This window comes from Prevotella pallens ATCC 700821, from assembly GCF_000220255.1.
Lineage (GTDB): Bacteria > Bacteroidota > Bacteroidia > Bacteroidales > Bacteroidaceae > Prevotella > Prevotella pallens.
The window spans coordinates 673,108-687,103 of sequence record NZ_GL982513.1 but is presented as its reverse complement, the minus strand read 5'-3'; the positions used below and the strand labels follow the sequence as shown (position 1 = coordinate 687,103).

The 13,996-nt window shown below is 32.6% G+C and carries 10 protein-coding genes; 7 read left to right on the top strand and 3 right to left on the bottom strand.

Features of this window, described 5'->3' with window-relative positions; translation table 11 throughout:
• The first annotated feature begins 389 nt into the window (after nt 1-389).
• The 4 genes from HMPREF9144_RS02625 to HMPREF9144_RS12640 all read left to right on the top strand — a co-directional run bounded on the left by HMPREF9144_RS02625 (nt 390) and on the right by HMPREF9144_RS12640 (nt 7,163).
• Entirely contained in the window at nt 390-1,103 is a 714-nt protein-coding gene (locus tag HMPREF9144_RS02625) for a hypothetical protein (RefSeq protein ID WP_006044292.1), read from the top strand.
• 2 nt (nt 1,104-1,105) lie between these two features.
• Nucleotides 1,106-3,421, top strand: coding sequence for a TonB-dependent receptor (locus HMPREF9144_RS02620; protein WP_006044291.1), 2,316 nt, complete (start codon nt 1,106-1,108; stop codon nt 3,419-3,421).
• 307 nt (nt 3,422-3,728) lie between these two features.
• Nucleotides 3,729-6,269: a hypothetical protein gene (locus HMPREF9144_RS02615; protein ID WP_040595369.1), complete on the top strand. Its 2,541-nt coding sequence runs from the start codon at nt 3,729-3,731 to the stop codon at nt 6,267-6,269.
• A 12-nt stretch (nt 6,270-6,281) separates the two neighbouring features.
• The gene (locus HMPREF9144_RS12640) at nt 6,282-7,163 is read left to right on the top strand and encodes a GLPGLI family protein (RefSeq protein ID WP_006044289.1); all 882 of its coding nucleotides are present in this window, start codon (nt 6,282-6,284) and stop codon (nt 7,161-7,163) included.
• A gap of 149 nt (nt 7,164-7,312) precedes the next feature.
• On the opposite strand, the gene HMPREF9144_RS02605 is transcribed toward HMPREF9144_RS12640, so the two are convergent.
• The 3 genes from HMPREF9144_RS02605 to bcp form a co-directional block, all read right to left on the bottom strand.
• Entirely contained in the window at nt 7,313-8,068 is a 756-nt protein-coding gene (locus tag HMPREF9144_RS02605; RefSeq protein ID WP_006044287.1) for a response regulator transcription factor, read from the bottom strand.
• 428 nt (nt 8,069-8,496) lie between these two features.
• A complete protein-coding gene (locus HMPREF9144_RS02600; protein ID WP_006044285.1) occupies nt 8,497-9,282 on the bottom strand; it encodes a TIGR02757 family protein in 786 nt (261 codons plus the stop codon).
• A 9-nt stretch (nt 9,283-9,291) separates the two neighbouring features.
• Entirely contained in the window at nt 9,292-9,753 is a 462-nt protein-coding gene (bcp, locus tag HMPREF9144_RS02595; RefSeq protein WP_006044284.1) for a thioredoxin-dependent thiol peroxidase, read from the bottom strand.
• 342 nt (nt 9,754-10,095) lie between these two features.
• Here bcp and HMPREF9144_RS02590 point away from each other — a divergent pair, with 342 nt between their 5' ends.
• From HMPREF9144_RS02590 to HMPREF9144_RS02580, 3 genes are all read left to right on the top strand, one after another.
• A complete protein-coding gene (locus HMPREF9144_RS02590; RefSeq protein WP_006044281.1) occupies nt 10,096-11,412 on the top strand; it encodes an anaerobic C4-dicarboxylate transporter family protein in 1,317 nt (438 codons plus the stop codon).
• A 74-nt stretch (nt 11,413-11,486) separates the two neighbouring features.
• On the top strand, nt 11,487-12,542 hold the full coding sequence (ansB, locus tag HMPREF9144_RS02585; RefSeq protein WP_006044280.1) for an L-asparaginase 2: 1,056 nt from the start codon (nt 11,487-11,489) through the stop codon (nt 12,540-12,542).
• 128 nt (nt 12,543-12,670) lie between these two features.
• Complete coding sequence (locus HMPREF9144_RS02580; RefSeq protein ID WP_006044279.1) at nt 12,671-13,867, top strand: porin; 1,197 nt, start codon at nt 12,671-12,673, stop codon at nt 13,865-13,867.
• The last annotated feature ends 129 nt before the right edge of the window (nt 13,868-13,996 follow it).

Genomic DNA, 13,996 nt, shown 5'->3' with positions numbered 1-13,996 from the left:
AAACAATATTTTCATACTCTCCCCTATTTCTACAAAGCAAAAAAATATAAGTTTAAAAATAAAGCAAAACGTAATATTTAAAAAGACACAACTTGTTTTTGCCACACGCTTCAAATCTTATTATAAACCACAAGAAATATAATAAGAAAAAAAATTTTTCTTATTAGAAAATTAAATTTCATAATAATATTTTCCTCCTACTGTTATTACATTCTGTCTTTCTGCCGTATAGAATGCAAATAATACACTATAAAATCATCACATTCAGAATGCTCAACTAACGAAAATTAAACATACACAGAATGTTTTATTATGTTAAAAAAGAAAAATACACAGAATATTTTTTTATTTATACCTTTGTTATATAAATAACAACCAAAACAAACAATATGCGATATAAATTTATTCTATTCCTACTTTTGACATTAAAAAGCATAAGTATATTTTCGCAAGAAAATACCAATTATTGGTATAATGGCATAGCATACACCGACAGTACAAAATTAACTTCTGGTGTTCCTTACCTTACAATTGCCTTAACTAAAGAAGGAGAACAAATGCCCAAAGCTATTACAGTTTCAAATTCATTAGGTGCTTTTTCTTTCTATGGAGTTCCTATGGATATATTTAAGAATTATACCATTTCGGTTATCGAAGGAAATTCAGAAGCTGCAAGTTATTTATGTAACAAGTTTAATGAGAAACCTGAATTTGTAGGCAATATTAATGCCCATTTCAAATACATTCCCACCGAGAAAACATATTCTGAAACAATTCTAACCCCAACAAAAGAAGATGCAAAACTCTTGTTGTTAGACTTTCTTAAAAAGAAATTAGAAATAGAATATGAAGACAGGGTGCTGTTTCCCAAAGCATCTGATTCGCCTTATAAAATTTTTGCAAACAATACGGAAATACCTAATGAAAAGATAGATATGATTCTGCAACAAGTACCTATGGAAATGATAAAACAAATAACGGTGATAAACTATAAAAAGCCTAACAAATATTTTTCAGGGGTAATTAATATCAGATTCACTGTTGGCGATGAACCAACAATAGACAAGGAAACTCAATTATTCTCATTACCAAAAATAAAATAAAAATGTACAAAAAAGTCCTATTTCTATTTGCTTTTACCTTTCTAACACACTTATTTTGTAATGCTCAAATAAACGTACAAGGGAGTATAAAAGATTTAACTACACAAGAGAAAATTGAATTTGCTCACATTGCGGTACAAAATGCTTCCGATACAACAAAAATTTTGTATAGTGCAATAACAGATATGGAAGGCTCCTACCTTATTGAGAATATTCCTATTGGTCGCTATCGTTTTATAATTTCGTGTATAGGTTACGAAACTCTTACAACTTCCACACGCATCACTATGTCCTCTTCTGGTCAAGTCTTAACCAAGAATTTTGATTTAAAACCTTCAGTAACTCAACTGAATGAAACGGTTGTAACTGCAAGTCGTAATAATCAAAAAATAGACCATCGCTCTATTGTTTTTACAAGCGAAGAAATTAAACGAGCACAAATGGCGCGCGATTTACTAAAAAATATCTCTGGAGTAAAAGAAGACTTAATGTCGGGTAAACTAACAACCAACCAAGGAAACCCGCTAATTCTTATAAATGGAGTACGATCTACCGAAAACGAACTGAGAGCCATAGCTCCCAACAAAGTAAAACGAGTAGACTATTACGATTTTCCACCCGCTCGTTATGCTTCTGCTACTTGTGTTATTAATGTTGTAACAAAACAATTAGATAATGGTTATTCGCTTGGAATAAATACTTCTAATGCCGTAACAACAGGTTTTTCTAACAGCGGATTATTTTACGCAGCAACAAAAGGAAATAGCATTTTTCATATTGAATACAATTTTAACTATCGGAATTATAAGGATTGCTTTACGCAGAATAGCTACAAATATGCATTGAATGGGGTTAATTGTTTAGACGAAACTTCTGGAAAAGAAAAATTTGGCTATGCTACGCACAATATTTCTCTGAAATATACCTACACACAACTGGATAAAAAGATATTCCAAGTAACACTCACACCAAATATTGAGCGTATATTTTCTACATCTAACAACACAGGTGTATATGTAAATGGCAGTTCGGCATTGAATATAATAAGCCATAATACAGACAAAACACATACATTCAACCCTTCCATCGACTTGTATTACTGGCAAAAGTTTGGAGAAAAAAATGAATTGACTGCCAATGTTACCACTACTTTTTTCGAAACAAATGGAAAAAATAAAAACAACCAATATGTTTTACCAGGGAATAGTTTATTCTTTCAAGACGAAATGAATTTAAACAACAAGAAGTCAAGTCTCATTGGAGAAGTAATATACACACACAAAATAGGGTTAGGAAATATAAATACTGGCTATCGGTTTGACTATTCTCACTTGTTTTCCGATTTAGAAAATCTGAAAGGAAGCTATAATTACACTTCAAATATATTGCAACAGCGCATTTATGCAAGCATAGACGGTGCAAAAAATAGGTTTATGTACCAACTAAATTTGGGTTTTACTCTCTTAAATAGTAAAAGTGCTATAACTTCTTACCATAGAACTCTTTTTAATCCTCAATTTATTTTGGGCTATAAGCTATCAAATAAGTCTACTTTACGTTTTGTGTCTGTAGTTGGAACTAATGTTCCAACCGTAACACAACTTAGCAATAACGTAAAAATGACCAGTAAAGACATTTACTATTCAGGAAATCCAAACTTAAGAAACGAGTATAGTTACACAAATGCGCTATTATACAATTTTTATAGCAAATATCTGGATTTAGAATTAATATTAAGCCATCTTTATAAAACAAGTCCAATTATAGGATATTATAACGAAGAAGGCAATCATTTTATCTACAATTCGGTGAATGGAAACTATGCTTACACGTATGGTGGACGAGTAAATGCATCTATAAAACCATTTGGAACAAATTTATTGCGCTTACAAATAACATTAGATCCTTGTAAGAATACAATTTCTACAGCCGAAAATAAGTTTAGTGTTTTCTCTTGCCCCAACTATTTTAGCTTAGATTTCAATTATAAAAACTGGTCGGCAAACTATACTTATTCTATTCCTACTTATTCAGCAGAGGGTATTTATAAAACTAGAAGTGAAGAAAAAAACGATTTTAGCATTGCATACCAGTTAAAAAACTGGAAGTTCTCATTGGGAATGGTATTTATTGGTAAAGATGCTACCTACATTACCAAAACAAATAACAACTCTATTGTTCAGGAATATTTAGAACGTAGCATCAGAGACAATAAATCGATGTGCATTTTTGGTATTGAATTCAATTTTAATTCTGGAAAAAATAAGTCGATTAGCAGAAAAATAGAGAATAAAGATACCGATGCCCCTATATTTTAATGTTACAGTAACCACTTTCCACGAATAAGATAGTGTACAAAAAGATAGATTTTTATTAACTACACATCATTTTGAAAAAATATCGCATAAAAAAGCTACACAAAAGTATAGAAATACAATAGAAAAAAGAAAAATATACTTTTGTGTAGTGGAATAATAAAAAAACATTTATAATTTCGCAAAAGAGATATAATCGAGATTACAAGATTATTCAACCGTAGTGTGATAAATACACACAGAGTTCTTAATGATTAATAACTGTGGCTACGCCTATTATAGCATAACCACACCTTAAATGCTATATAGTATGAGACAGATTCTTTTAACCATCTCTATTGTTTTTAGTTGTATATCTATATTTGGTCAGAACAAAATAGATGGAAAAGTTGTGGGAGACGAGTCTGTTATGCTAACAGTAACTCCTGTAAACAATGACTCTATTCTTGCTTTTACTAATGTAGACGAAAATGGTAATTTCTCTCTAATAATAGATGCTCCTACATTCGCACAGTTAAAGATTATAGTAACGGGATTCAACGTAAAAACTATTGAAAAGATAATTAAGAACGAAACACAAAGTCTAACGTTTAACGTAAAACCAGAAGTAAAACAACTGAAAGAAGTTATTGTAAAAGCAAAAAAGATAAGAGAAAGAGGAGATACTATTAATTATGTAGCAGCAAGTTTCATTGACAAGAATGATAAAGTTTTAAAAGATTTGTTGAAAAAATTGCCAGGGCTGACCATAAGTAGTGAAGGTAAAATTTCTGTCAACGGACAATGGATAAAAGATTTTTATATAGAAGGAAATGATATATTAGGCGATAGATATAATATTGCAACTACTAATATTAATGTAGAAAGTATAGCTTCTGTACAGATATTACAACATCACGAGGAAGCCAATGTACTTCGTGGAAAAAAAACTAACGATCAGCCATCTATCAACATAAAATTGAGAAATTCTGCTAAAGGAGTCATTACCTCCAATGCTGATATTAAAGTAGGTGGAACTCCAATTGCACGCGATGTAAACCTAAATATTATGCAGTTTACACAAAAAAGACAAAACTTATCTTTCGTAAAATCTAATAATATTGGAAATGACCTACGCACGGAACTACATGCTCCCACAAAAATAAATTCTTCGTATGGCATTGGTCTCATTATTCCAAACAATGCACCTATCAATAAAAGCTGGTCTTACAATAACAATTCTACAGCAACTACAATAAATCAACTCTTCAAACTTAACGATACTCGTACGTTAAGTTGTAGTTTTAATTATCTATATGACTATGAACATCGAAAATCACATGATTATCTGCGTTATTATGCTGACAGTAAACAAGATTTAATTTATAACGAACAGAATAATCTCAAAAACAGAATGCATCATATTGCTACTTATTTGAATTATAAAATTAATTCACAAAGTTTATACTTAAAAAATTTGCTTGGGATTAATTTGAACTTCAACCATGCATTAGGCTCTGTCTTAGAGAATGACTCTTCTATTTCTCAACTATTGAAACAAAACGATTTTTCAATATCCAACAGTCTACTACTTAACACAAATTCTAAACATCTGTTTAACGAGTTTACCTCAGAAATGAAGTTTGAAACATCAAAATCAAATTTGAGATTTAACGAAACTACTCAAATATTCCGTGCACAGAATTTTATAATAGACAATACTCTTTCGATATTTAGTTTCCCTATAAATTTCGTAAAATTTGATATAAAGATACAAGGTAAATTAAACTATGAACACCTAAAGACAAGTTTACCCAATTCTATAAATGATATAAGGGTGATAAAATATGGTTACTACATTTTGCCAAAATTTGTTTACTATTCGCCAAATAAAATAAATTTTGCTGTTTACATACCAATTGGTATGATGGGATATAACCAAAAGGATATATTAGCAAATAGGAAAGAGAATAGACAGAAATTTTCTTTTAACCCATACGCCACATTTAGTTGGAAACCTTTAGAAAATTGGGAAGTAATATCTATTATCAGTCATGATAGACAATTTGGTAACGGCATAGATATTTTACCACAGATGTATTATCTGAACTATAGGAATGTATTTAACAATGCACAGCCTTATCGATTAGAATTGAACAAAACATTAAAAGGAGATATTGCCATAAGCTATAAAAATGTATTAAAGATGTTCTTTGCAAACGTTGGATTTATATATGTGAATGCAAAAGATGGCTATCTCCATGCCTATAATATTGTGAATCGCCAATTGGTTTTCCATCTTTCTCCTACAATAGGAAATTATCGCATTATGCAACTTAAACAAGAAGCATCAAAAGCCTTTTATCGTTGGAATACTAAAATTTCAGAACAATTAAGTATAGGAAAAAGTTACCAAAACTATGAAATCAACAATAATACATACGAAGGCAGAACAGACTTTTTTCAGACAGGAATAGATTTTAATGCTCAGTTCACCAAATGGTTTGGAATTTCTAGCATAAATCTCTATACATTCAACAAAACTTACATTAACAATAAAACGAGTGAAAAAAACATTTCTACATTCAATAGCTTGAATTCTGCGTTTATTAATCTAACCAAGAACCTGACTCTAAACGTAGAAGGACAGTATTATTACAATAATTATTTTAGAAAAGAAAAAACAAGCCTATTTCTTAACTCTACACTTGAATGGAGACTAAAGTCTGTAACTCTAAATATGGAATGTATTAATCTATTAAATAAAAATGTTTTCCATAAGATAACAGACAGCAGTGTTCTTAAATCGGAAAATAGTTTAGAACTCCGTGGAAGGACATTCTTAGTTGGTATACGTTTCAGAATTATCTAAATCTTTAATAAAATGGAAAAAATGAATTTAGCAAAACGATTACTCATCGTAACAATTATGGCAATGTTCCATCAGAGTATTAAATCGCAAGTAACAATCACTTATGCGATGGATAGTCCAGGACTCGTTCTTATGAGTCAAGATGTAAGTAAGTATGAAACAATTGATAAATCATATCTTAATTTAATTTACCATGTTAAAATAAAAGCATCGGCAAATGACACTAAAATGCAATTTGAAGATGATATGATCTTACTTATTGGCAAAAAATACACATCATTCTATAGTAAGAACCTCCATGAACTTGATGTAAAAAGAGACTCTATCATAAAACTTTATGGAATGGCAACCCCTGAACAAGGTTGGCAAGGATATGAAATAAGGACAGATTTACAGAAAAAGGAACTCACTGTTGATAATCGTATCCCTTTTACAAAAGATGTATGCAGATATACAGAGCCTTCACCACAAATGAAGTGGAATATAGAAAACAGTGTTGATAGTGTGTTTGGTTATAAATGTAAGAAAGCAACAACCGAATATGGAGGACGAAAATATATTGTGTGGTTTACAAATGATATTCCAATAAGTACAGGTCCATGGAAATTTGCTGGCTTGCCTGGAGCTATTCTTAAAGTAACAGATACAGAACACAATTTTTCTTTCGAATGTATAGGACTTACACAACAAACGCTACCCATAGTTAATTATGATTGGAAGTATAAAAATATGTCAAAAACAGAGTGGATAAAGTTTGAAAAAAATATGTATGAACACGCAGGTCTTTTTATATCTAGCACAGGAGCACGTGTAATTATTATGGATAACTCAGAAAAAGGTAGCCACCCTATTTCTGAACAGCTGTCATTATTTTATAATCCTATGGAAAAATAAGAAATAAAGAAGATGATTAGTATTCTAAATGTATGCTAATCATCTCTTATACAAACAGAACTATTAGAAATATGAATATTATAAGAACAGATAATGGGTATTGTTATCTATCTTCTTCTTTTCGTTTTATTATAAACAAAAACAAATTTTTAGAATAGCTTTTTTGAGATAGCTCTCGAAATTGCTTCTGAAATATTTGTTACACCTAATTTTTCAAAAATGTTCCGTTTGTAGAACTTGATAGTATGTAACGAACGGCACATTTTGTTTGCAATTTCTGTCATTGTAAACCCTGTAGCAGACAATTTAAGCACCTCAACTTCTTGTTCGTTGAGCGCTATTTCTTTGCGTGCTTCCCAATTATGTTTTTCAAAAGAATATTCCCAATAATGTTCAAAATCTTTTTTATGAAATTCAGCATGTCCAATAGTCTTATGCGAAGATAAAGATACAACACACATAACAACTCTTATTTTTCCGTCGTCTGTCAATAATATGGGAGTGATTTGTTGATTTACCAAATTATTTTTTATTCCACTTTTCAAATGAAAATGATACGACATATAGCATTGAGATTTGTCGATATCATTGAAAGTTTCCCATAACTTAAGAGCATTACTATTTAACTCGATGAGCATTTCTCGTTCTTCCTCTGGCACATGTTCCAAGAAAAAGCTATATCCTAAATTTTTCACTTCTTTTGCAGTGTGTCCACATAGAAACAAAGGGTTGTTAGATACATAAAGAAATTCTTGTTTATAATAGTCTAACAAGAATATACTTTTATATGTAATACGCGAAAATGCCTCTGCTATATGAATCAATGTAGACTGCATATAGAAATCTTCTTTAGGTTCATTATATACAGATTTATCTTTTGAAAAGAAATTTTTAATATCTGTCATTTGCTTAATGTTAATAGTTCTTTGTTTTATCTATCACAAAGATACATTTTCTTTTTGAAATATTGCATAGAATACAATAGAAATGTGTAGAAACGCAATAGGAAAAAGAAAAATATACTTTTGTATAAAGCAATATAGCTGGTAGGAAAGAATATGGACAAAAATATACCTTTAGCAGTATACGCCACATTTAGCTAAATAACATTTAATTGGCGTTTAAATACCATTATAACGATATTTAAACTACGAATGAATGCCATTGAACTGAACATTTACTCATAGTTATAACAAGCTAAACTATTAGTGGAGGTGAAATAATAAAAAGTATCTTTTATAAATCTTAGCCCAATTGAAGAATAAAAGAAACATTTCGTAGGCATAAAAGTATATATTGCTAAACACAAGTTGCTCTATAAAACAATTTATAGCTAAAGATTTACACCATAACCAAACAATGCAAAATCGCCTTTTAGGGGGTCGTCTGGGAATATTTTAAGTAAAACATCGGTCAATCGGCGTGCAACCGACATTGTTGTTGATGTTGTATTCAGCAACTTCAATCTATTTGCTTGCTGCAATACATGTGTGTCTAAAGGAATTATAAGCGATTGTTTATTGATAAAATCGTGCCATATACCCAAATCGACAGACGAATTGTTGCGCACTAACCAACGTAAAAACATACAAATGCGCTTACACGAAGATGAAGTATTTTTAGGTACAATGCCAATTACTTGTTGTTCGGCAAAGAATGTACAAAGAGCTTCTATTGCTACAATTGCTTCTATTTTTGTTTCGGAGCTTCTTTCTTTTTCGTTAGCATAACATTTTATGTAGTTTTTAATACTACCAAATGTATTTAGCATTTTTTCGAGCGCAACAAAGAAAACATACATAGTGTGGTTTGTATAAAGCCGGTAGAAACAAGCATCGTTATCGGGAATATCTTGTCGAAAAATGCCCTGCCGAATCCATTCGTATGGATTTTCTTTTGCACAATTGAGCAAAAACTGAATGCGGGGCATAAATACTTTTCGCGAGCCATAACTTAAACAAGCTGCTATAAATGCTATAGTTTCCTTGTTTAGTGTACCATCTACTTGGTGCATAAACCACGATGGGTCCCCATTAATAAAATCTTTTGTTTCGTATAAAGCAGCAAAGGCTACGAGCTGTTCTTTCGTAGCTTTGCTTATTCTTTTTGTTTGTTTCACAATTGGTTTTTATTCTGCTCCTAATTTCAATATTTGTTCGGCATGCTCCTTTACCTTTATTTGTTTTGGTGTGAAGATTTCTTCAATCACACCTTCTTCGTTTATAATAAAGGTGGTGCGGAAGGTACCCATATAAGTACGTCCATACATTTTCTTTTCGCCATAAACACCAAATGTTTCGTTAAGTTTCTTATCTACATCTGCAATAAGTGGAAAAGGCAAATTGTTTTTTTCTATAAACTTCTTATGCGATTTCTCGTCCTGAATGCTTACACCAATTACTACATAGCCACGTTTTAACATTAACTCGTAATTATCTCGTAAGTTGCAAGCCTCTGACGTACAACCAGGAGTAGAATCTTTTGGATAAAAGTAAAGCACTACCTTTTTACCTTTATAGTCGCTTAATCTTATTTCTTTTCCATCTTGGTCTGTTCCCAAATAATCGGGAGCTTTATCTCCTACTTTCATACTTTTATTTATTTAGTTTGTTTTTGTTAATTTACTACGAATGCAAAGTTAAACATTATTCTTCATTATTCCTGCTTCTATCATAAATATTCTCATACAAAAACATAAAGAAACAATACGCACATATCTACTATTTTTACATAGAATTGTTTTTTGTGTATTGTTACTCAACCTTTCACTATGATATATAAATGGCAAGAACTTTCAGATGGCTATAGAAAATGTAACAACTATTTTGTTAAAATATGGTAACAACACAATGTTTCGTAGAGGAAGAAAACAGTTACAATATAAAAAGTTGTACTTTTGTAGAAAACATAATACAAAAACAAAAACAGTAGAATGGAACTTTTAGTGATTGCAGAATTGTTCGTGGTTTTAACCATGATATTTATTGGTGCAAGAGTTGGTGGAATAGGTTTGGGAATATATGGTATGATTGGCGTTTTCGTACTTGTTTATGGTTTTGGTCTTAAACCTGGCTCAGCACCTATTGATGTTATGATGATTATTGTTGCTGTTATTACAGCAGCAGCTTCGTTACAAGCTTCTGGTGGATTAGAATATTTAGTGGGTGTCGCTGCCAAATTTTTACGAAAACACCCCTCGCAAATCACTTACTTCGGTCCTTTAACTTGCTGGCTTTTTTGTCTTGTTGCAGGAACAGCACATACATCTTATTCGTTGTTGCCTATTATTTCTGAAATAGCACAAGCAAACAAAATACGTCCTGAACGTCCAATGAGTTTGAGTGTTATAGCAGCATCTCTTGGAATAACAGGAAGTCCTGTAAGTGCTGCCACAGCAGCTTTAATTAGTCAAGATATTCTTGGTGCAAAAGGTATAGAGTTAGGAACTGTTCTTATTGTTTGTGTTCCTGCATCGCTTATAGCTATTTTGGTTGCTGCTTTCATTCAGAACCACATTGGTAAAGAATTGGAAGACGATCCAGAATATAAGCGAAGAGTTGCTGAGGGAATAATTAATCCGGACGAAGACAAACGAAACTTAGAAAAGGCGGAAGAAGAATCTAATCCACGTGCGAAATACTCAGTTTGGGCTTTCTTTGCTGGTGTTTTATTAGTGATTGTTTTCGGTTTCTTCCCTAAATTGCGTCCGGAAGGAGTTACAATGAGCCAAACCATAGAAATGATAATGATGTCGGTTGCAGCTTTAATACTTTTTGTTGGTAAAGCTAAGCCAACCGATGCAGTTAATGGCAATATATTCAAAGCAGGTATGAATGCTGTAGTGGGCATATTTGGTATTGCATGGATGGGAAGCACATTCTATACAGGTAATGAGGAATATTTAAATCAAGCCTTATCGGGAATGATAGCTAGCGCTCCTTTCCTATTTGCGGTTGCTCTGTTTATTATGAGCATTATGCTATTTTCACAAGCTGCAACTGTTAGCACTCTTTATCCTGTAGGTGTAGCTTTAGGCATTAATCCTATGTTATTAGTAGCAATGTTTCCTGCTTGCAATGGCTATTTCTTCTTGCCAAACTATCCAACAGAGGTAGCAGCTATTGATTTCGACCGTACAGGTACAACACATGTAGGTAAGTTTGTTATAAACCACAGTTTTCAATTACCAGGATTTGTAACAACTATTGTTTCTATTGCTGTGGCGGCGCTGATTATTCAATTCGTTTAATAAGACTCCGGCAGCATATAAAAGAAGGTAACAAAAATTAAACAAGTAAATAAAACTTATCAAACTTTATTATTATGAGAAGATTTAAGATTTCACTTCTAATGGTATTGGCATTTGCAGTGTCTACAATTGCATTTGCGCAAAAACCTAAAATTCGTATTCTTGCAACAGGTGGTACTATTGCTGGTGTTTCTACATCGGCAACAAATTCTGCATACGGTGCAGGACAAGTTGGTGTTCAAACACTAATAGATGCTGTTCCACAAATAAAAGATGTTGCCGATGTTTCTGGCGAACAAATTGTAAATATTGGTAGTCAGGATATGAACGATGCTGTTTGGTTGAAATTAGCAAACCGTATTAATCAGCTATTAAACGAAGAAGGCTACGATGGTGTTCTTATTACTCACGGAACAGACACTATGGAAGAAACAGCTTACTTCCTTTCTCTAACTGTTCACTCTGATAAACCAGTAGTATTGGTTGGTTCTATGCGTCCTTCTACTGCTATTAGTGCCGATGGTCCTGCTAACTTGTATAATGGAATCTGTGCAGTAGCTTCTCCATCGTCAAAAGGTCAAGGTGTTATGGTTTGTATGAACAACGAATTGTTCGAAGCTAAATCTGTTATAAAGACACACACTACCGATTGCGCTACTTTCAAAGGTGGTTTGTATGGCGAAATGGGTTACGTTTATAATGGTAAGCCTGTATATTTGCACAAACCAATGGCAAAACAAGGTCTCCAATCAGAGTTCGATGTAAAAAATTTAACTTCTCTTCCAAAGGTTGGTATTGTTTATGGTTATGCCAACTGTTCTCCTATTCCAATGCAAGCATTTGTAGATGCTAAATATGATGGTATTGTTTTGGCTGGTGTAGGCGATGGAAACTTCTACAAAGATGTTTTTGATGTTGCGCTGAAAGCTGTTAATAATGGTATCAACGTTGTACGTTCAAGTCGTGTTCCATTTGGTCCTACCAATCTGAATGGCGAGGTTGACGATGCTAAATATCACTTCATTGCTTCATTGAACCTTAATCCACAAAAGGCACGTGTACTCTTAATGCTTGCTTTAACAAAAACAAGAGATTGGCAGAAAATTCAACAATACTTTGCTGAATACTAATAGATAGAACAGAAATCGCAAGAGAACTGTGTTACTAAAACCTGCTCTTTTGCGATTTTGCGTTAGCTTTTTTCTGCTTTTACTCACAAAAAAATGTTTTATACGTTCAACATAAAAAATAAACAATTATGAAACACTCTTTACTTTTAGGAATGTTGCTGGCAGTTGCCACTAGTAGTAATGCACAAGATAACCACGGTTATGGTGTAGGAGATGGCGATTTCAAATCGCTGTCGGAAGAAATTGCGAAGTTGAAGAAACATAACGATATGTTTAATGTCTATTTTAACTATGCAGCTTCTGGACAGGTTGCACAAGATGCCAATAAAGATTGGGGCACAAAGTTCGCTAACAAACAGCTTCGTATTGAAATTAAAGGTAATCTTACCGATAAACTTTACTATCGATTCCGCCACCGTCTAAACAAAGCTAATGGTGCGCAAAGCGAAGACAACTTTGCAAAGGCTACCGATATTATGATGGTTGGATATAAGTTTAATGACAAGCTAAAAGTAGAAGCTGGTAAAATGTGCCAAATCTGGGGAGGTTTTGAATTCGACGAGAATCCTATGGTTATTTACCAATATTCTGATATGGTAGACAATATGGATAACTTTATGGCTGGTGTTGCTGTTAGTTATAAACCTGTTGCTACACAAGAATTAGCTTTTGAGGTGAGCAATGCTTATAATAATAAGTTTGCTACCGAATATGGAAGCAATCCTATTAGTTTAGAAAAGAACAGTGTACGCGACTTAGAAGCATCAAAAAATCCACTTACATACATTGTAAACTGGAATGGTAGTTTCTTTGGCAATAAATTGCTTACTCGTTGGTCGTGGGGTATTCAGACACAAGCAAGACACAAATACTCTCGCATGGTAGTTTTAGGACAAGAACTAAATTTACCTAAACTACAATGGTATTTCGATTATATGGGTGCATTCGATGGTTTAGACCGTTTAAAAATTGCATCAACCGAACTTACAGCTATGCCAGCATATATAGGCGGTTCTTATTTCAGCGATGTTCACTACAATTCATTCATAACAAAGCTGAATTGGCAGTTTGCACCACAATGGAACCTTATGCTGAAAGCTATGTACGAAACTGCTAGTGTAACTAAAGTGAAACCACTAAAAGACTATCGTAAGAGCTATGCTTACATTGGTAGTATAGAATATTATCCAGTAAAGAGCCAAGACTTCCGTGTGTTCTTAGCATACGTTGGTAGAAAATACGATTATAATGAGGGTTCTGGTTTGAGAGACTTCAATACAAACCGTATTGAGCTTGGCTTTATGTACAGAATAAAGGCATACTAAGTTTCATTGCTTACATTAAAACCACAGAAATGTTTGCCTAAAAATAAGGCTATCATACATTTAATTTAGCAATTTTGTGCACTAATAGAATAGGAGATAAACACTAAGTAAATAGTCCTCCCTTAAAAG

What these genes read in the sequence shown, in the direction of transcription:
- HMPREF9144_RS02625 (WP_006044292.1), top strand. Translation starts at nt 390, where the DNA reads ATGCGATATAAATTTATTCTATTCCTACTTTTGACATTAAAAAGCATA.
- HMPREF9144_RS02620 (WP_006044291.1), top strand. Translation starts at nt 1,106, where the DNA reads ATGTACAAAAAAGTCCTATTTCTATTTGCTTTTACCTTTCTAACACAC.
- HMPREF9144_RS02615 (WP_040595369.1), top strand. Translation starts at nt 3,729, where the DNA reads ATGAGACAGATTCTTTTAACCATCTCTATTGTTTTTAGTTGTATATCT.
- HMPREF9144_RS12640 (WP_006044289.1), top strand. Translation starts at nt 6,282, where the DNA reads ATGGAAAAAATGAATTTAGCAAAACGATTACTCATCGTAACAATTATG.
- HMPREF9144_RS02605 (WP_006044287.1), bottom strand. Translation starts at nt 8,068, where the DNA reads ATGACAGATATTAAAAATTTCTTTTCAAAAGATAAATCTGTATATAAT.
- bcp (WP_006044284.1), bottom strand. Translation starts at nt 9,753, where the DNA reads ATGAAAGTAGGAGATAAAGCTCCCGATTATTTGGGAACAGACCAAGAT.
- HMPREF9144_RS02590 (WP_006044281.1), top strand. Translation starts at nt 10,096, where the DNA reads ATGGAACTTTTAGTGATTGCAGAATTGTTCGTGGTTTTAACCATGATA.
- ansB (WP_006044280.1), top strand. Translation starts at nt 11,487, where the DNA reads ATGAGAAGATTTAAGATTTCACTTCTAATGGTATTGGCATTTGCAGTG.
- HMPREF9144_RS02580 (WP_006044279.1), top strand. Translation starts at nt 12,671, where the DNA reads ATGAAACACTCTTTACTTTTAGGAATGTTGCTGGCAGTTGCCACTAGT.